14 protein-coding genes, 1 tRNA gene and 2 pseudogenes are annotated in these 18,321 nt (G+C 56.1%); 4 read left to right on the top strand and 13 right to left on the bottom strand.

Going from position 1 to position 18,321, the window contains the following annotated elements:
- Positions 1 to 14: 14 nt before the first annotated feature.
- Both AC0L7S_RS07265 and AC0L7S_RS07260 read right to left on the bottom strand, forming a co-directional pair.
- Positions 15 to 992 carry a transketolase family protein gene (locus AC0L7S_RS07265; RefSeq protein WP_473473721.1) on the bottom strand — a complete coding sequence of 326 codons (978 nt, stop codon included), beginning with the start codon at positions 990 to 992 and terminating at the stop codon, positions 15 to 17.
- Positions 989 to 1,636: pseudogene (locus tag AC0L7S_RS07260) on the bottom strand (transketolase); the annotation flags it as partial. The gene AC0L7S_RS07265 and the pseudogene AC0L7S_RS07260, both read right to left, overlap by 4 nt.
- Before the next feature lie 327 nt (positions 1,637 to 1,963).
- Here AC0L7S_RS07260 and AC0L7S_RS07255 point away from each other — a divergent pair.
- The 3 genes from AC0L7S_RS07255 (at position 1,964) to AC0L7S_RS07245 (ending at position 4,940) form a co-directional block, all read left to right on the top strand.
- Positions 1,964 to 3,358 (top strand): aminotransferase, encoded by a 1,395-nt coding sequence (locus AC0L7S_RS07255; protein ID WP_473473720.1) that lies wholly within the window; start codon positions 1,964 to 1,966, stop codon positions 3,356 to 3,358.
- Between the two features lie 36 nt (positions 3,359 to 3,394).
- Complete coding sequence (locus AC0L7S_RS07250) at positions 3,395 to 4,477, top strand: ABC transporter ATP-binding protein (protein ID WP_473473719.1); 1,083 nt, start codon at positions 3,395 to 3,397, stop codon at positions 4,475 to 4,477.
- 367 nt (positions 4,478 to 4,844) lie between these two features.
- Positions 4,845 to 4,940 carry an integrase core domain-containing protein gene (locus tag AC0L7S_RS07245; protein WP_473473718.1) on the top strand — a complete coding sequence of 32 codons (96 nt, stop codon included), beginning with the start codon at positions 4,845 to 4,847 and terminating at the stop codon, positions 4,938 to 4,940.
- 17 nt (positions 4,941 to 4,957) lie between these two features.
- Here AC0L7S_RS07245 and AC0L7S_RS07240 read toward each other — a convergent pair whose 3' ends face one another.
- The 10 genes and pseudogenes from AC0L7S_RS07240 to AC0L7S_RS07195 form a co-directional block, all read right to left on the bottom strand.
- Positions 4,958 to 6,793 carry a type II toxin-antitoxin system HipA family toxin gene (locus AC0L7S_RS07240; RefSeq protein WP_473474213.1) on the bottom strand — a complete coding sequence of 612 codons (1,836 nt, stop codon included), beginning with the start codon at positions 6,791 to 6,793 and terminating at the stop codon, positions 4,958 to 4,960.
- Between the two features lie 541 nt (positions 6,794 to 7,334).
- Positions 7,335 to 7,419 (bottom strand) — tRNA-Leu (locus tag AC0L7S_RS07235).
- A 203-nt stretch (positions 7,420 to 7,622) separates the two neighbouring features.
- On the bottom strand, positions 7,623 to 8,243 hold the full coding sequence (locus AC0L7S_RS07230) for a 2,3-bisphosphoglycerate-dependent phosphoglycerate mutase (protein WP_473473717.1): 621 nt from the start codon (positions 8,241 to 8,243) through the stop codon (positions 7,623 to 7,625).
- A 33-nt stretch (positions 8,244 to 8,276) separates the two neighbouring features.
- A complete protein-coding gene (dapB, locus tag AC0L7S_RS07225) occupies positions 8,277 to 9,089 on the bottom strand; it encodes a 4-hydroxy-tetrahydrodipicolinate reductase (protein ID WP_473473716.1) in 813 nt (270 codons plus the stop codon).
- Complete coding sequence (locus AC0L7S_RS07220) at positions 9,086 to 10,954, bottom strand: ABC transporter ATP-binding protein (protein ID WP_473473715.1); 1,869 nt, start codon at positions 10,952 to 10,954, stop codon at positions 9,086 to 9,088. The genes dapB and AC0L7S_RS07220 overlap by 4 nt, the downstream gene beginning before the upstream one ends.
- A gap of 195 nt (positions 10,955 to 11,149) precedes the next feature.
- A pseudogene (locus AC0L7S_RS07215) lies at positions 11,150 to 12,177 on the bottom strand (glucokinase).
- Between the two features lie 128 nt (positions 12,178 to 12,305).
- Positions 12,306 to 13,358, bottom strand: coding sequence for a penicillin-insensitive murein endopeptidase (mepA, locus tag AC0L7S_RS07210; protein ID WP_473473714.1), 1,053 nt, complete (start codon positions 13,356 to 13,358; stop codon positions 12,306 to 12,308).
- A 74-nt stretch (positions 13,359 to 13,432) separates the two neighbouring features.
- Complete coding sequence (locus tag AC0L7S_RS07205) at positions 13,433 to 14,338, bottom strand: SDR family oxidoreductase (protein WP_473473713.1); 906 nt, start codon at positions 14,336 to 14,338, stop codon at positions 13,433 to 13,435.
- A complete protein-coding gene (queG, locus tag AC0L7S_RS07200; RefSeq protein WP_473473712.1) occupies positions 14,328 to 15,500 on the bottom strand; it encodes a tRNA epoxyqueuosine(34) reductase QueG in 1,173 nt (390 codons plus the stop codon). The genes AC0L7S_RS07205 and queG overlap by 11 nt, the downstream gene beginning before the upstream one ends.
- The gene (locus tag AC0L7S_RS07195) at positions 15,481 to 16,173 is read right to left on the bottom strand and encodes a glutathione S-transferase family protein (RefSeq protein ID WP_473473711.1); all 693 of its coding nucleotides are present in this window, start codon (positions 16,171 to 16,173) and stop codon (positions 15,481 to 15,483) included. The genes queG and AC0L7S_RS07195 overlap by 20 nt, the downstream gene beginning before the upstream one ends.
- Positions 16,174 to 16,316: 143 nt before the next feature.
- On the opposite strand from AC0L7S_RS07195, the gene AC0L7S_RS07190 reads away from it, so the two are divergent.
- Entirely contained in the window at positions 16,317 to 17,255 is a 939-nt protein-coding gene (locus tag AC0L7S_RS07190) for an undecaprenyl-diphosphate phosphatase (protein ID WP_473474212.1), read from the top strand.
- Positions 17,256 to 17,306: 51 nt separating this feature from the next.
- Here AC0L7S_RS07190 and AC0L7S_RS07185 read toward each other — a convergent pair whose 3' ends face one another.
- The gene (locus tag AC0L7S_RS07185; protein WP_473473710.1) at positions 17,307 to 18,281 is read right to left on the bottom strand and encodes a complex I NDUFA9 subunit family protein; all 975 of its coding nucleotides are present in this window, start codon (positions 18,279 to 18,281) and stop codon (positions 17,307 to 17,309) included.
- Positions 18,282 to 18,321 lie beyond the last annotated feature (40 nt).

Genomic DNA, 18,321 nt, shown 5'->3' with positions numbered 1-18,321 from the left:
GGACTGCTATTGTCTCAGACGAGCACTTCCCGTGCGCGGTCGGCGATGCCTTTTCCGTCCAGGCGATAATGCGCGTAAAGATGTGTTGGCGGAGCGATCAAGCTGTATTCGTCATCGATTCCGTGGCGTATCAAGCGACAACCAGTTCCTTCTTCTGCAAGCACTTCTGCCACTGCACCGCCCAAGCCACCGAGAACATTGTGCTCCTCGACCGTCATGATACGGCTGCTATCGTTGGCTGCAGCAAGAATGGCCTTTCGATCAATCGGTTTGATCGTGTGCATGTCGATGAAGCCCACCGATCGACCCTCTGTGCGTAGTGTGCGAACGGCCTCCAGCGACGGGTGAACCATCGAGCCGGTGGCGATGATCATCAGATCGTCGCCCGCATAATGCTCGATGGCTTGGCCGAAAGAAAATGCGTCTTGCGTCTTATAGACATCGGGATCGCGTCCGCGCCCGATCCGAAAGTAGATGGGTTGCGGATAGTATGCAGATGCCGCGATTGCAGCAAGCAGCTGTGCGTTGTCGGCCGGGGCAACCACTGTAAGATCTGCAATGGTACGCATGATTGCAAGATCTTCCGTAGCGTGGTGGGACGTGCCGTAGAAACCGAGGGAAATACCGCTGTGGTGTCCGACCAACCTCACAGGCAGAGCGGAATAGGCGATGTCGGTGCGGATCTGTTCGCAGCACAATAGCCCCAGGAATGAAGCGAAGGTTGCTACGAACGGCATTGCTCCTGCGGCGGCCATACCAGCAGCAGCGGAGACCATGTTCTGCTCCGAGATACCAAACTGGATAAAGCGTTCTGGATGACTCTTGGCGAATTTCGAAAGGCCGTTCGAATATTGCAGGTCTGCCGTACAGGCGATCACCGGATGTTCGGCTTTAACCAATCCTTCCAGCCCGTCCGAAAGAGTTTGGAGCCCAGGGTTCAATGCATTGAGCTGGCGATACTGCCAGCTATCCTTGCTGATAGGTCCGCTCACAGGGCCGCTCCTTCTTTCAGTTCCGCCGTGGCGAGAGCTTCGTCTTCGGGGGCCAGATAGCCCAGATGCCATCCGGGCTCGGTTTCCATATACTTGATCCCCTTGCCCTTCACAGTTTTGGCTATGATGCAGCAGGGGCGCGAGCGCTGCTTGTCGTTGCGAACCTGGCGCAGCAATGTTGCAAGCACCTCAACGTCATGACCATCGACGCGATGAACCTCCCATCCGAAGGCAGACCATTTTGCGGCCAAATCCTCGATCCCCATCACATCATCCACGTCGCCATCGAGTTGATAGCCGTTGCGATCGATGATCACCGTAAGATTGGATGCCTTGTGGTGTGCGGCGCTCAATGCAGCTTCCCAGACCTGCCCCTCCTGCATCTCACCATCGCCAACGAGTGCGAAGGCGTGAAAATCCTCTCCCAGAGCGCGTCCGGCCAAAACCATTCCGAGCGCACCCGAGACAGCATGGCCAATAGAGCCGGAACTGAAATCGCCGCCTGGGACTTTTCGCATATCGGGATGATCACCTAGCGGATTGCCGAGTTTGGTGTATCCGTCCAGAAGCGACTTATCGAAGAAGCCGAGATCAGCGAGTAGCGGATAGAGGCCAACTGCTGCGTGGCCCTTTCCCATGGTGAAGCGGTCCCGTCCCCGTCAGTCGGGTGAACCTGGCTTCAGCCGCATCGTGTCGTAGTAAAGGGCTGCAAATATTTCCGCGCACGAAAAAACGGAAGAGTAGTGGCCCACTTTCGCAATCGAGATCAGCCGAACCGTCTCCAACCTGCAGAATAATGCACGCTCCTTAAGTTGTCTGATTTTCCCAACGGAAATTGGACCGGTACCTGATGGACGGTGCGCGTGATCGGTATCGGTCATTAAAAATTGCCTCCAGAATTGTGTTGACGATTATAATGTATAATATATTATATTGTCAATCAATGAAGACCCACCTCGAGATTTGACGCGATGGGGAACAAGAGGCCGAATGTCGTGACCAACTATGCCGCACACCTCGGTGCACTCGATCAGAAGTACCACCTTCATTCGCAGACAAATGCTGTTGCTCATCTCGAACGTGCGCCCCTGATGATTACCAAAGGGCAGGGCGTTTTTGTTTCGGATGTGGATGGCCGCGACTATCTGGAAGCAATGTCAGGTCTTTGGTACGCCAATCTGGGCTTTTCCAACGAGAAATTGGCAGCTGCTGCGCAGGAGCAACTCGCATGCCTGCCCGTCTACCATACGTTCAATCACCGCAGCAACGACGCCTGCGCGCGCCTTGCACAGGAGCTTTCGGCAATCGCGCCGATGGAGGATGCTCGCGTCTTTTTCGTCAACTCGGGCTCCGAGGCGATCGATACCATGGTGAAGATTGCGTGGTACTATCATGCGGCCCGTGACGAGACTGCCCGCAACAAGATCATTTCGAGAAATGGTGCCTTTCATGGGTCATCCATTTTCGGAGCGGCGGTCGGAGGACTGCAGCACATGAAGGAGGGCTTCGGTCTTCCATTCACTGACCATGTTTTGCATGTGTCCTGTCCAAGTTTTTACAGGCATGCAGAAGATGGTGAGAACGAAATGGAATATTGTGATCGCCTCATCGCGGAGGTCGCAGACATCATCGAGCGCGAAAGACCGGGGAGTATCGCAGCGATGATCGCCGAGCCGGTTGTTGGCGCGGGTGGTGTTCTGACACCTCCGGCTGGATATTTCCCGCGTCTCGCCGAACTCCTGCGCGACCATGGCATTCTGCTTCTGATGGATGAGGTGATCTGCGGGTTCGGACGAACCGGCCACTGGTTTGGGGCGCAGAGTTACGGCGCTACTCCTGATCTGATATCGATGGCGAAAGGTTTGACAGCCGGTTACATCCCGATGGGGGCAGTGGCCCTATCCGGCCACGTTTACGAGGCGATTGCCACTCAGACCGACCGGCTTGGCGTTTTCGGCCACGGCTACACTTATTCCGGCCATCCCACCGCCGCAGCCGTCGGACTCGCGGCGCTGGAGGTCTATCATGAGATGGATGCACCCTCCGTTGCGGCGCGTCGTGGAAAGCAGCTCGAAAACGCACTCGCGCGATTCCGGTACGATCCAATGATCGGCGACATCCGCTGCAAAGGCTTCCTGGCGGGCATTGAACTTATTGCTGACAAGCCTCGGCGACAACCATTCCCGAGTGATCGGCAAGTCGGGCGGATCTTTGAACAGAATGCACTGTTGGAAGGGCTGATCGTTCGCAACATGGGGGACACGATCGCCTTATGTCCACCCTACATTATGACCGACGAGGAGTTCGATCTCATGATTGTACGATTTGGACGGGCTTTAGGAGCGACGCGAGAAGTCATTGACTAAACGGCTCGGGCAGATCATCAACAAGAGGAGCAGCATATGAGCGCCGATACCGACGCGTTCGTTGAATTCCGCAACATCGATAAGACTTATGATGGCAAGGTTCTGGCGGTCAGCGGCATGAATCTCACCATTCGCCGAGGGGAGTTCATCACACTGCTTGGCCCATCGGGTTCTGGAAAAAGCACGACACTGATGATGCTTGCCGGGTTTGAGCAACTTACAGCCGGGCAGATCCTGCATGACGGCCGCGAACTTACGTCCATCCCGGCACATAAGCGTAATTTCGGGATGGTCTTCCAGAACGATGCGCTGTTTCCGCATATGAGTGTCCTTGAGAACGTCGCCTTTCCGCTGAAGATGCGGAAAATTCACAACGAAGAAGCTTCAAAGCACACACTTGCCGCGCTCGAACTGGTCCAGTTGGCCAGATTTGCCAAACGACGCCCGTCGCAGCTTTCAGGCGGCCAGCAGCAGCGGGTCGCCTTGGCGCGCGCTCTGGTATTCGAACCGTCCATCGTTCTGATGGATGAACCACTCGGTGCGCTCGACAAGAAGCTGCGAGAGGAGATGCAGATTGAATTGAAGCATTTACATCAAAATCTGGGCGTGACGTTCGTCTTCGTTACCCATGACCAAGACGAAGCGTTGACAATGTCAGATCGGATCGCTGTCTACAATGAGGGTCGTATCGAACAGATTGCGGACCCGCTGGTACTCTATGAGGAGCCTGCAAACGCTTTTGTCGCGTCGTTTCTCGGCGATACCAATATGATGAAAGGGCGGGTCATTCGAACCGAGAATGAGCAAGCTCTGGTGACACTCGAAAGCGGTGTTCAGGTGCTGGCTGCCAATACGAATAATTTGTCCGTCGGGGACAGGACGCTGGTGTCGGTGCGACCGGAGCGTATGCGAGTAAATCCCCGTATAGAGGATGGCGACATCACCGTGCGTAGGCAGGATGCAATTTACCACGGCGCGCACGCATCGCTATTGTTTAGAACAGAAGCTGGAGAGACGATCACCGCTCGTCATCCCGCAGGACAGATTGAAACTGCGACAGACGACGTTTTCGGGCTGAACTTTGCGCCCGAACACGCCCGCGCGTTTCGTGCTAGCTGAGAGCTGATCATCAGTGCACTGAGAAATCCAGATTTTTAGACGAACACTGCTGTAGGCTGTGAATTTTCATTCAACCGGGAATCTGGCATTAAATTGAGTTTATCGTGCTGATTTAGCACCATAAATTGACATTTTCGTAAGAACGAAAACTGCATTGGCCGCACCCTCTGCCAGCGACCGAAAACTTAGCGAAAACGGTTGGATGATGTTCCACAGCCAAGGGTCACGGTTCGGCGCAATTTCACAATCGTATCAGCAGAGAAAAGACGCATCTCCCACTTCATGATACTGTGCAAAGTAGTCTTGACCTGTTCTATGAAGTCCCTGCCGAATTTCAGCACCATAGGAAATTGCCGGAATCGCCCTATTGTGTAAGCGGCAGAACGGTTGGTTTTGGCCGGTCGAGCCGATGCAAAACGGATTCGTGGAGAGCTTTAACGGCCGGGTTCGCGACGAACGCTAATCACTGGTTCCAAAAACTCAGGAAAAACCCGAAAGCCGTTCTATGCAGATAGCGCGCATCTTGTTCGCACTGGCTATCAATGGTTCATCAAGCCCGAAAATGTCCGGCAAGATCGTCTTGTCCAGAGCCTCCGCAAAGCGGGCCAGCATATCGTCAATCGCTGCATTGCCGGCGGTCGCGGATAATCCCGCTGTGACAGCCGTTTTAACGAAGTCAGCACGGCGAAGCCGGTTGTCCTTACCATTAAGCTTGAGCGCCATCCGGTCATGTTCGAGACCGGGGAAGACTTGCGTGGTTACGGCATCATAGAGCGGTGCAAGCCTTACGGTTTCAAAGCTGTGCGCATCCGGCGCAGCAATCTTGAGCAATGCGAGGTTCTTGAGATGCATATCGCCATCGGCAATCAGCCACGCAAACAGCGCCCGCTTCAAGATAAGCAGAAGATCATCTTCCGGTGATGTGGAGAGGGGACGCACCCCCCGCGCAATGCGCTCTATCGTGCCGTCATATTTTGCCGCCGGGGGAAGGCCGAGAACAGAACATAAATCTTCGAGCGCAAGACGCCGCTGATCATCCTTTGCAATGCGAATATCAAATCGTTCAACGATCAATGCGGGCGGCATGCCGTCCGGCATCGCGCTCAAGGCTATCGACGGCGCTTCAAACCCGACAGCGCGGCCAAGCGTCATGGCGAGATATTCAATAATCGGCAATGCCTGAAAGCCGCTCGTCCCTGCTGGTTTGAGAATATGCGTGAATGGCAGTCCGGTGCTGGCAACAAGCTTGCCGTCCTCACCTAAAAACATCGGCGCTTTGATCTGGACACCGGACAGACGGGGCGTATCCGGATTGGCATACACCCGCGCCAGATTCTCTGCAAAACTTTGCTCAATTGTGCTGCGTTCCGGTCCTGCATAAGTCCCGGTAAAAATGCCGCCTTGGCTAAAGTCGCTTAGTCGGCTGGCAAGAATATCGGCAGGCAATGCGCTTAGGTCTGCAGCCTGCGCGCTGATTGTAATATTGGAGATGTAGCGTTTGCCCGAGCGCAGGAGCGCTCGTTCGTCGCTTTGCTTCAGGACACGCTCTAGCCAACCTTCGGGCAAGAGCGAGAGGATAAAAGGCGGCAGCTTACCGGGAATCCGTTGTTGTACCAGCGGCAAGTCGAATCCCTTTTCAGCCTTCCAGCGCCATTCAAACCCATCATGGCGCAACTGACTGATCGGCTGGCCGTGCCAGGCGACGACAAAATCCAGCGCGGCTTCATTGCGCACTTCGAATGTTACCGGTGATTTCAGGAGATAGCGCTCAGCTTGTTCGCCCTCGCGATACCATTCATTTTCACGGGCCAGCGTCCAGAGGGCATCGGCAGCGCCTTTCGGATCGCCATATTCTTCGATCAGGCGCTGTGCGATTTCAGCACGGCTGGTTTCATACAGTGAAGCGGCATGTTCGCTGCGGATACGAAAGGCTTCAAGAAAGCGCTGGCGCATCGAAGAAACATCGATTCTGAACTCTCCGAGTCCGTCTTCAATGAGAGCTGAAGCTGTCGAAGGATGATAGGGAGCGGCATTCTGGACAATTTCGAGAGTCCTGATGCGGGTGCGCTGCGAGCGCGGTCCGCTGATATACAGACGACCATCGCGCGTTGGCGCGAGCAAAACGGCGCTGGCAGCAGACAGATAGGCCTTTGGATAAAGATAATGGGCAATGCGGACAGCATGACGCAGGACGGTTTCGTCGATATCGTCGCCGATATCGGCGTAGATCCCGCGCATGAGCTGCACGATCTTGCCGGTTTCGGCCTGATAGTGAGCGCGGGTTTTATCGAGATTTTCGCCAACGAGATAAATCATAATTCTAACTTTCACGTATATAGCCTACGAGAAAGTTAGATATGGAGTGTCATTTGTCAAGATTTTCTAACTTTCGCATACTTCATCTATGAGAAAGTTAGAAGACGAGTGAAATTAAGGGGCGATGCGCGCCCGCGCGCTGGGGCTGACATAAACGAAACGCCACTCCCGCTAAAGTAACCGATTGCCTGAGACTAACTGGCAGGGCTTTATCAGCACGAAGAGCCTGCCATACTGTCTCCAGATAGGCGATAGCTTGCGCCTGTCCTGCCTTCACCTCTGTCGACTCTGAGGCCCTCAACGAAAACCGTATGGCTTTTGCCTTTGGGGATACGGTGATTGGCAAAATGTCATTGCTCACTGGGATATGCAGCCTCATGCTAACGCATGGGATTTCAGGTCAGCGGGAATGCGCTGTGCAAATTGATGATTGATTGTGCCTTTGCGTTTCACCGGACTGAAAAGCATGATCGTAACACAGTTGGGTGAGTGCAACCGTCTGAAAAGGATTAACTTATTGATCCCGTTGGCAGTCGGGATTTGGTGCCCAGAAGAGGACTCGAACCTCCACGCCTTGCGGCACACGGACCTGAACCGTGCGCGTCTACCAATTCCGCCATCTGGGCTGGTGCGCGCTCATGTAAGCGGGCCAGTTGGCGGTGTCAACGCGCTTTTTCCAATTGCCACCCAATCAGAACCGGCATGTAGCTGAATTTGCGAACAGAAATTGGCATGGCCAGAAGTGGACGCAGCACAACGGCATCTCACGATTCCAGTCAGACAAAACCGCGCGGCCACTTTTGCCAAGATAAAACCTTGCGTCGTGCGCTCAGCTCTTGAGTATTTCCTTGGAGGCGGCTGTCGAATCTGCGTTCAATTTATAGATAATCGGAACACCGGTGCCGAGTTCCAGATTGACGATCTCTTCGCCTGAAATACCATCCAGCGCCATGATTAGTGCGCGCAGCGAATTCCCGTGAGCGGCAACCAGAACCGTGCCACCACGCAACACGTGGGGTTGAAGGTCATGCAAATAGTAAGGCCATACACGCGCACCTGTATCTTTCAGGCTTTCGCCACCGGGCGGTGGAACATCGTAGGAGCGGCGCCAGATGTGCACCTGCTCCTCACCCCATTTCTTGCGCGCGTCATCCTTGTTCAAACCAGAGAGATCGCCATAGTCACGCTCGTTCAATGCCTGATCACGAATCGTCTCTAGGTCGCTTTGTCCAACCGCTTCAAGAATATGCTGGCAGGTTATTTCAGCACGCTTCAGCACCGACGTGAAAGCGATGTCGAATTTCATGCCGCGTGCCTTCAGCTTTTGGCCCGCAGCTCTGGCTTCCGTGTGCCCTTGCTCGGTCAGGTCAACGTCGCGCCATCCGGTGAACAGGTTCTTCAGATTCCATTCGCTCTGGCCGTGGCGAACGAGTACGAGAGTTCTCGACATATTTGCTCCTTCAAGTGTTTGGGCCAATCTTCGTCAATTCAGGCCCAGCACATCGCGCATCGAATAGAGGCCAGGCTTCCGGCTGTGGGCCCACAAGGCCGCCTTGACTGCTCCACGAGCAAAGATGGCACGATCCTGCGCATGGTGTGCAAGTGTAATAGTTTCTCCCGTTCCGGCGAGCACAACGGAGTGGTCGCCAACTACCGAGCCGCCTCGCAATGTGGCAAAGCCGATGGATCCTGATTTGCGGGCTCCCGTGTGCCCATCGCGCACGCGCACATCGTTACCGGCAAGGGGAATGCCACGTCCTGCCGCTGCCGCCTCACCAAGCAGCAATGCCGTTCCTGATGGTGCATCGACTTTGTGACGGTGATGCATTTCGAGGACCTCTACATCAAAGTCGTCGCCCTCAAGCGCGCGCGCCGCCTGCTCGACCAATATGGCCAGAAGATTGACGCCGAGGCTCATATTGCCGGACTTCACAATGGTGGCGTGGCGCGCAGCGGCCGCAATCTTTTCTTCGTCTTCAGGAGAACAGCCCGTGGTGCCGATGACATGAACAATACGCGCCTGGGCGGCATAGCCCGCGAATTCGACACTTGCCGCTGGCGTGCTGAAATCGAGGATGCCATCCGCCTTGGCAAAAGCCGAGAGTGGATCGCTGCCGATTGTCACTCCGATAGATCCTATCCCGGCCAACTCGCCGGCATCCTTGCCCAGATTTATCGAATGGGCCTGTTCGATGGCACCTGAAACGCGCGCGCCAGAGATCGCGTTGATGGCGCGGATCAATTCCCGACCCATTCGGCCAGCGGCACCCACCACGACAAGCCCCATATCACTCATGCACTTCCCCCGGCCGTTTTCTTCGCTCGGCTGCGCTTTGCAGGCGCGCCTTTGCCCTTGCTGTCATCCACCAGACCCAACCCCTTATTGCCCTGCAACCGGTGGAACCGGGCGTAGACGCTGTGTGGATTGGCCATGAGCGAGGCATGATTTCCCTCCTCGACCAACTGACCCTCTTCGAGAACGATGATGTGGTCGGCGTTGACGACCGTGGACAGGCGGTGGGCGATGACGATCGTGGTTCGCCCATGCATGATTTCCGTCAGAGCCTGCTGGACCCGTGCTTCCGATTCATTGTCGAGCGCTGATGTCGCTTCGTCCAAAAGCAGGATTGGCGCATTTCTTACTATGGCGCGGGCAATAGACACGCGCTGGCGCTGACCGCCCGATAGTGTCGCACCATTTTCACCAACCGGTGTGTCGTAGCCTTGCGGCTGCTGGCGGATAAATCCGTCTGCTTCCGCCTGGCTGGCGGCAAGCTCGATTTCATTATCGGACGCCTCCATCCGGCCATAGCGGATATTGTCGCGAATAGTACCCTCAAACAGATAGGGTTGCTGCGATACATAGGCGATGGATTGGCGCAGGGATTTTTTGGTAAGCTTGGAAATATCCTGCCCGTCTATTTCGATGGCGCCACCATCAAGATCGTAGAAGCGTTGCAGCAAAGCAACCAGCGTGGTTTTACCAGCACCAGACGCGCCAATGATGGCGGTCGTCTTACCGGCAGCGGCTGTAAAACTCACACCGTTGAGAACAGGAACACCTGCCCCGTAACCGAAGGTGACATTCTTGAAGTGAACTTCACCGTCCTTCACCAGTGCTCGCGCAGCACTGGGCGCATCGCTTTGCTGCGGCTCGAGATCGAGCAACTCGTAGATCATGCGTGCGTTGACCAACGAGCGCTCCATGCCCACCTGCACCCGCGCCAGACGGCGCGCGGGATCATAGGCAAGCAACAGGGCGGCGATGAACGAGAACACCGATCCGGGCGGCTGGCCGCTTACGGTGGCACGGTAGCCTGCATAGGCGATCACGCCGGCAACCGCAACGCCAGCAAGCATTTCCGAAATTGGGGTCAGCCGTTCCGACACGCGGGCAATGCGATTGGCTCTCTCCTCGGCTGAGGTGACAAGTCCGCTGATACGTTGCGCGAGTTCCTGCTCCATGGTGAACGCCTTGACGATGGCTATGCCCTGTGTTGCCTCCTGCATGGCACCGATCAATCGGGAATTGATCTGCACTGCATCACGCGTCGCCCGCCTCAAGCGGCGCATCAGATAGGCCACCGCATAGATCAAGGGTGGCCCGATCAATAATGAGAGCGCCGAAAGCACGGGATCTTGCATGATCATGACAGCGACCAGGCCGACAAGCGAGACCGCATCACGGGCGATGGAGGTCAAAGTCATGCTCAGCAGATCACGAATACCGTTGACGTTTTCGTTGATCTGGGCGGCGAGCCTGCCGGAGCGTGTTTCATTGAAAAACCCGACACCCAGTTTCATCAGGTGATCGAAGATGCGGCGCTGGTAGCGCGCCACCAGATTGTTACCGATCCTGGCCAATGTTACGGCCTGACCATAGCTGGCAAGGCCACGTATCACGAAGGCCGCCAGAATAGACACGCAGATCAATGTGATCAGATCACCGCGTTGACGATAGAAAATCTGATCAATGACATCGCGCATGATCCATGCGGTAAATGCCGTCGTTGCCGCCACCAATACGAGGCAGAAGATGGCGAATGCGTAAGACCAGAGATAATCACGGCCGTTCTCGGCGATGATGCGCCGAATAACTGCAACGATCTCGGACGAAGCCGCGCCGGTATTGTCTCCAGGTGTTTGGTTCAAGTCTGCCATTCCGTCATTCAAGGCAATGTCTCGTTCTCACGCGCTTTGTTGCCAGCCTTCCAATATAGTGAATAAGCGATAGCGAGTAAGGGTCTGTCGCGAATTCGGTGACCCGCCGGTGAGGGTTCCACTCGGTCTATTAACGTCATGGCGGCTGCTTGCCTATGGTCTGAACAGCGAAACTTTTCCACCTGAGCCAGGAGGTCAGACGGCCTGCCAGCGACGATCCGACACTTCGACACCGAATTTCGACGGGGCGCGGGCGTAAGCGCCAAGTCCGGCCAGAGCCGCCAACGGATGTGTAACGACGTAAATGGGAATGGTTGAAAGCAATTCGCTGTGCGGCGCTTTGTCTTCAAACGCCTGGCGAAAATTGGTAGCATTGAGCGCCGGGATGATCTTCTGCGCTATTCCTCCGGTCAGATAAACGCCGCCACGGCTCATGAATACCAATGCAAGATCTCCAGCCGTCCGACCAAGACATGTGGCGAATAGCGACAGCGCTTCTTGCGCGATTTCGTCGTTACCTCCCAGCGCCGCCGCCGACACATCTTCAGGCGCGTTCAATGGCGATGGCTTATTGTCAGTCCTGGCAATAGCCCTGTAAACATTGACAAGCCCGCGTCCGCACAAAATCTGCTCCCCGATACCCGCCCTTCAATCGTCTCGATATTCGGAAAAATGTTATAGTCGCGCGGCGTGCGAGGGCCGATGTCCATATGACCACCTTCACCCGGAACCGGTATCCATCCACCGAACGCATGGATCAACCCGGCAACACCAAGCCCGGTGCCCGGCCCCAGAACGACACGTCCGGCCTGACGTTCCGGCTCGCCACCACCAATTTTTTCCATATGCTCGTCACCGAGAGCGACCACCGCGAGCGCCTGCGCCTCGAAATCATTGAGCACCACAATGTCACTGAGGCCCAGCGAGGTGAACATCTGTCTTGGTTTGACAATCCAGGGGCAGTTCGTGAGTGGAATTTCATCGCTGTCAACAGGCCCTGCAACTGCCAGGACGGCTGAATTTGGTCGCTCAGGAAAACGATCCAGGACAGCAGCCTTGATGGCATCGTCGATCGTGACGAAGTCAGCCGTCTTGACGATTTGCGGTTCAGAAGCCTCTGCCTCGGCGTCCAGAATAACAGAAAACCGGGCATTGGTGCCGCCAATGTCGCCAATCAGAATTGGAAACCTGAGTGTGACCTTGTCAACGCCTGCATGCGCCATTGATGTCCCTCGTCCCGCTACCGTTCGCCTCGACCGTCATCTGGCCGATTGGTCCTAAACCAGTATCCACGAAAGGGAAATTGCTTCTCAAACATATTTGCCGGTGCGCACCGGAATTCAGCATGCCATCAGCCACCTGGCCGTGCGCCCGGTAGCGGTGCTCCGGTTGTGGGTGTGGGTGCAAACGCGTTGAGACCTGACGGAAGACCATCCGTTGCCGCCGCGAGAGCAGGCGCGCCATCATCAACCGGATAGGTCACAGCAGCGATGGAAACAGGGTCTGGTGCCCCAAGTACAGCGCGGCAGGCCTTGGGAAGGTTCGCCATTGTCATGATATCGCGCGCCTTGGGTGCACCTGGATTTTTGCTGGGCCGCCAAGGCTCCTCAGTGAACCACCAGGCAAGGGATTTGTCACAGCCGTCTCCCTTTGCCGTTGCCGCCTGCCGCTTGCATCCCGGCGATCCTTTCTGACATCCGATGCGAAGATGAAAATGGGCATCGTGACCCCAGAACGGCCTGATCTTGCGCAACCATGTGCGGTCGCCCGTGACGGTATCGCACAGTTTCTTTTTTATTCCCGGATTGACCAGGATACGTTCGACCTCGGAATAACTCGCCGCGCGCTTCAGCAAGCGGGTATGGGCTGGTGTCCAGAGCCTGTCCTTCACAAGATGGGTTTTCGGATCGACCATTATGGTCGCACTCATCGTCTCGCGCTCATTTGCTGATAGTCGGCGCGCCGGCATCGGTGTGAACCAGATATCGGCGTCAAGCCCGATTTGATGGGACGCATGTCCGGTTAGCATCGGTCCACCACGCGGCTGCGAAAAATCGCCAAGAAGAAGTCCGGGCCAACCGTCGGCGACCGCATCCCGCGAAAGCTTCTCTATCAAGGCAATCAATTTTGGATGACCCCAGCGACGATTGCGCGACAGCCGCATTGCCTGCCAGGTGGGACCATCGGTGGCAATCGCCACACCGCCCGCCAAGCAACCCTTGGAATAAAACCCGATAGATTGAGGGGGAGTTGCTGCCGGTAATTTCTCGCCACCGAAAAGGTTCTTAGCCAATTCGGCAGCTCCAGCAGACGAAACATAGAGCCCCGACAGGGCAGATATGACTGCAATGTACGCTAGCAAACGTGCGCTCTTGCCGAGAATTGATCTAACTGTTGTCATCATCGAATTGGACCTCCGCGGACCTCGAATCGCCAGAACTGAGCGCGAATCATATCATGGCGATCATCAGGTCGCGATTATCCCTCTTTGATCGGGCTGCGCGGTGTTCCTCCACTCCAGCTATCCGTTGACCACATGTGGTCAAGCGCGGCGCGATAGTCAGTATGGCGCAGCCTGTAGCCGGCCGCCTTCAACGCCGCGTTGGAGACGCGCTTGTTCTCGCCATAGAAGGAGCGTGCCATTGGCGACAGTTCTGCGGTCTCGAACGGGATCTCGGGCGGTAGTTCGACCGCCATCAGACCGGCTGCATAGGTAACAACATCCTGCGGCGGTGCGGGAAGGTCGTCAGTCACATTGAAGACCCCGCCGCGCTCTTCCCCGGCCAGATACCAAAGTGCACCGGCAATATCATCGACATGGATGCGGTTGAAAACCTGACCTTGCTTGACCAGACGTCTGGCGTTGCCATTGGCAAGATTGACCAAGGCATTGCGCCCCGGCCCATAAATACCGGCAAGACGCAGCACGGCAACGGGACATCCGGTTTGCTGCCCGAGCGCCAACCACTCTTGTTCCGCCGCTACGCGCTTCACCGAGCGGCGCGAGACCGGCTTGCATTGTGTCGTCTCATCGACCCATGCCCCGGTATGATCGCCATAAACACCAACAGTCGACAAATAACCGATCCACCGCAGGGCCGGCATTTGTTCTACAATGGTTGCGCGGGCAGCATTCAGCACCGGATCGCCGGCTTCATCAGGCGCTACCGAAACGACAAGATGCGTGGTGCTTTCGAGTGCGACGATGACTTCGGGTGACAAGGTGGCATCGAATAGAAGCGGTTGAACGCTCACCTGCTGCAAAGCTTCAAATTTTTCGGGCGCTCTTGTCGTTCCGGCAATAAAGGTGGAGCCCGATCTTGCCTTGGCAAAGGCCTTGCCGGAATAACCCGCTCCAAAAATAAAGACCTTCTCAACAGTCACGCGCTCTTTCCCTGTCAGTGAGTTCTTCTATCGCCTGCGCCCATTCGGCACGGACAGCATCGTCACTTTCTGTTTCGAGCGCGTCCCTGGCCTGGATGAGAAAAGCAGTGGTGGGGACGAGCCGCGAGAGCGCCCAAACCGCAGCACCTCGCACCAAAGGCGACAGATCGTCGAGCAACTTGGTTATTTGCCCGGTGAAGCTTGTCTCGCCGGAGTTCCCGGCGGCAATCAGCACATTGCGTATGAATCGATCGCGGCCTATGCGCTTCACCGGCGATCCTGAAAAGAACGCACGGAATGCCGCATCATCAAGCGTCAACAATGTTGCAAGTGATGGGTCACGCAAATCCTCACGCGCCGAAAGTTTGGCCTCAGATGCGGTTTGGGCGAATTTGTTCCACGGGCAGGCCGCGAGGCAGTCGTCGCAACCATAAATATGATTGCCTATCACTTCTCGGAACTCGTGCGGGATCGGACCTTTGTTTTCTATGGTGAGATAGGAGATGCAACGACGCGCATCGAGCCGATATGGCGCAGGAAAAGCATCGGTCGGACAAGCATCGAGGCAAGCGCGGCACGATCCGCAATGGTCCGCCGCGGGTTCATCTGCAACAAGGTCGGCAGTCGTGAAGATACTGCCGAGGAAGAGCCATGACCCATGCGTAAGGCTCACCAGATTGGTGTGCTTGCCCTGCCATCCTATGCCGGCCGCTTCGGCCAACGGTTTTTCCATGACGGGCGCCGTATCGACAAAGATTTTCACGTCGCCCCCTGCCCTGGCGACGATTTTTCCGGCAATCTCCTTGAGGCGACCTTTCATGACATCATGATAATCGCGGTTTTGTGCATAGACCGATATCGCGCCGCGGTCGCGTTGCGACAGGATCGCGCGGGGATCATGGTCTGGCCCATAATTCATGGCAAGCATGATGACAGAGCGGACCTCAGGCCACAGCGTTTTCGGCTCGCTGCGCCGTTCGAGCGTTTCTTCCATCCAGCCCATCGAACCGTGGAAGCCGTCTGTCACGAACTCGGCGAGACGTGATGACGCCAGTGGAATTGAATCAGGTGCTGCTACAGCAACCACATCAAAGCCCGCACGCGCCGCCTCGCGATCTATCAGGGCGCGCAGCTTTTGGGCGTCAGAAGTCGAGGTCCGCATAATGCGATACCGGCGAGAGGCTGCGGACCCTGTCAGACAGCAGAGGACGGAAAGATGGCCGTGATTTTACCCGCGTGTACCACTCGCGTGCCGCGCCATAGTCACGCCACTCGATCTCCCCGAGGTAATCGAGTACGGAAAGTGTGGCTGCGGCACCAAGGTCAGCGTAGGTGAGACGCGTGCCAGCCAGCCAGTGATGGGTACCCGCCAGCCAGTTCGTGTATTTCATATGCTGGCGAATATTGGCTCGCGCTGTACGAATTGCAGTCGAATCGGGAGAGCCACCGCCGGCCGCATCTGACATGAGCGGTTTCAAAACCCTTTCACGTACCAGATGTTTTGTGACGTCATTCTCCATCTTGTTGAGATACCAGTCGGTCAAGCGGCGAATTTCGGCGCGCTCCATCGGGTCTTCGGCAAGCAGGCGTTTTTCCCGCTTGAGGATGCCACGGGTCTCGTCCAGATATTCGCCTATTACCGAAGCGCCGATTATCGGAACGTCGCCTTCCGCCAGCAGGATCGGCAGGGTTCCGGCAGGATTTAGCGCAAGAAATTCCTTGCGCCGTGTCCAGGGCGTTTCTTCGACAAGTGCCAGTTCTTCGCCATACTCGCCGAATGCGAGGCGTACAAACCGGCAGGAAGCGAACATTGGATGATGAAAAAGCGTTAGCATGGTCTCATGTTTACAAAAGCATACTGGCGAATCGTCCGCCACGTCGGTAAGGCTTGGTAGCCCGATCAAACGGGCAGTCAACGTGCTGCGACCTATAGGGTGAGTCCGGCTTCGTGACAAGCAATGCTGAGGTCGACAAATTCATGGACAGCCAAACGATTATCGAAGCACTCCTGCTTGGCCTTCTCGAAGGCATGACAGAATTTATCCCGGTCTCATCGACCGGCCACATTCTTCTTGCCGGTCATTTTCTGGGTTTTGAATCGACAGGCAAGGCATTCGAAGTGCTGATTCAGCTTGGCGCCATTCTCGCAATTCTCAGCGTCTATGCCGGACGGTTCTGGGCTTTTCTCACGCGCCCCGACATGTTCAAGCTGGTTGGTGATGCCATTATTGGCGTGCTCGCCTCGATCGTCTGGATTGGCGGTTGCGCATATGAATTGGTAATTTCGACGCTGCGGCGGCGGCGGCCTAATCTGTTTTTGCCACCGGAATTGCCAAATGAGCCGGCAGTGCGGCTTATGGTCGGTGTTTTCATTGCTTTTCTGCCAGCGGCGTTCATTGGCGCGCTGGCGCATGATTTCATCAAATCCGTACTGTTCGAGACACCCAAACTCATCTGCATAATGTTGATTCTCGGCGGCATTGTCCTGCTTTGGATCGACCGGCTCGATCTCAAGCCAAAATATAACACCGCTTCCGAATTCTCGCTGTCGCTGTGTCTCAAGGTCGGGCTGTTTCAATGCCTGGCAATGATCCCTGGAACCTCGCGTTCCGGCGCGACCATCGTCGGTGCATTGCTGCTGGGTGCGGACAAGCGCGCGGCCGCTGAATTCTCGTTCTTTCTCGCCATTCCTACCATGATGGGTGCCTTCACGCTTGACCTCTACAAGAACCGGCACGTCCTTTCTGCTGCCGATTTTCCGATCATTGCGATTGGCTTTGTCGCCGCCTTCATCATGGCCGTGATCGTCGTGCGCGGCCTGTTGGCCTATGTTTCACGCCACGGTTACGCGCTATTTGGCTGGTGGCGGCTGATTGTCGGCATCATCGGGCTCGCCGCTCTATTCGTCGTCGGATGAGCCCGACTTCAGCACTTCAGGCAGGTCATATAAAATGAACCGGCGAACCCATCAGGCCGCAGGTTTGCGCTGAAATTGGCCCGCCGCGCGAAAACGCCAGAGATAGCTTGGCAGGATTGTTCCTGTCGATTGCGGCAATATGCCAAGCCCGGCAAAAGTGCGCTCCGACTGGATCGCTTCGTCTGACACTACATTATCCGAGCGCAGTTGCGTCACTTGATCGCGGGTGAGAAGAGGGTTGGGCAACAATCCAAGGATCGACGCCTGAATATCGGCAAGCCACCACGGCACCGGCATGAGCAGGCGTTTTCGATCAATGACCGCAAGAAGTTCCTGCATGCATTGCTTGAAGGTGAGAACATTCGGGCCACCCAACTCGTAGATGTTGCCGCGTTCTACGGTGCCATCCACCGAACGCGCCACAGCTTGGGCAACGTCGCCGACATATACCGGCTGGAACTTTGTTGCTCCGCCGCCAATCAGCGGCAACATCGGTGAATAACGAGCCATGCTGGCGAACCGATTGAAGAACTCGTCTTCCGGCCCAAATATCACTGACGGGCGAAAAATTACGGCATCCTTCACCGTATCGAGAACCGCTTTTTCACCAAGTGCCTTGGTGCGGGCGTAATTCGAAGCGGAATTCAAATCCGCGCCCAATGCCGAAACATGGGTCAATCCAGCGCCCACAGCGCGGGCAGCCTCGGCGACCGCGCGAGCTCCGAACTCATGAACCGCGGCGAACTTCTGGCGACCGCTTTCATGCAGTATGCCAACCAGATTGATAACGTGATCGGCACCCTGCACGGCCTGGTCCACGGACCAGCGTACGCGTAAATTGGCTTGCACCGGCTGGATCTGGCCGACATTGCCTAGCGGTTGCAAATGACCGGCGAGGTCGGGACGCCGACAGGCAACGCGTATGCGGTAACCTCGTTTGGCTAGCGCCCTGACCACATGGCGGCCAATAAAACCTGAGCCGCCGAAAATGACGACGAGTTTTGGCGTCTGCAGGATTTCTGTCATGACTGGCTCCGACTATGCGCTCAAGCGGCTTATCCGGGAT

This window comes from Mesorhizobium sp. G2-6-1 (assembly GCF_055809095.1).
The sequence above is the reverse complement of the archived record's forward strand: the minus strand, read 5'-3'. Positions and strand labels throughout refer to the sequence as shown.

What these genes read in the sequence shown, in the direction of transcription:
- AC0L7S_RS07255 (WP_473473720.1), top strand. Translation starts at nt 1,964, where the DNA reads ATGGGGAACAAGAGGCCGAATGTCGTGACCAACTATGCCGCACACCTC.
- AC0L7S_RS07250 (WP_473473719.1), top strand. Translation starts at nt 3,395, where the DNA reads ATGAGCGCCGATACCGACGCGTTCGTTGAATTCCGCAACATCGATAAG.
- AC0L7S_RS07240 (WP_473474213.1), bottom strand. Translation starts at nt 6,793, where the DNA reads ATGATTTATCTCGTTGGCGAAAATCTCGATAAAACCCGCGCTCACTAT.
- AC0L7S_RS07230 (WP_473473717.1), bottom strand. Translation starts at nt 8,243, where the DNA reads ATGTCGAGAACTCTCGTACTCGTTCGCCACGGCCAGAGCGAATGGAAT.
- dapB (WP_473473716.1), bottom strand. Translation starts at nt 9,089, where the DNA reads ATGAGTGATATGGGGCTTGTCGTGGTGGGTGCCGCTGGCCGAATGGGT.
- AC0L7S_RS07220 (WP_473473715.1), bottom strand. Translation starts at nt 10,954, where the DNA reads ATGGCAGACTTGAACCAAACACCTGGAGACAATACCGGCGCGGCTTCG.
- mepA (WP_473473714.1), bottom strand. Translation starts at nt 13,358, where the DNA reads ATGATGACAACAGTTAGATCAATTCTCGGCAAGAGCGCACGTTTGCTA.
- queG (WP_473473712.1), bottom strand. Translation starts at nt 15,500, where the DNA reads ATGCGGACCTCGACTTCTGACGCCCAAAAGCTGCGCGCCCTGATAGAT.
- AC0L7S_RS07195 (WP_473473711.1), bottom strand. Translation starts at nt 16,173, where the DNA reads ATGCTAACGCTTTTTCATCATCCAATGTTCGCTTCCTGCCGGTTTGTA.
- AC0L7S_RS07190 (WP_473474212.1), top strand. Translation starts at nt 16,317, where the DNA reads ATGGACAGCCAAACGATTATCGAAGCACTCCTGCTTGGCCTTCTCGAA.
- AC0L7S_RS07185 (WP_473473710.1), bottom strand. Translation starts at nt 18,281, where the DNA reads ATGACAGAAATCCTGCAGACGCCAAAACTCGTCGTCATTTTCGGCGGC.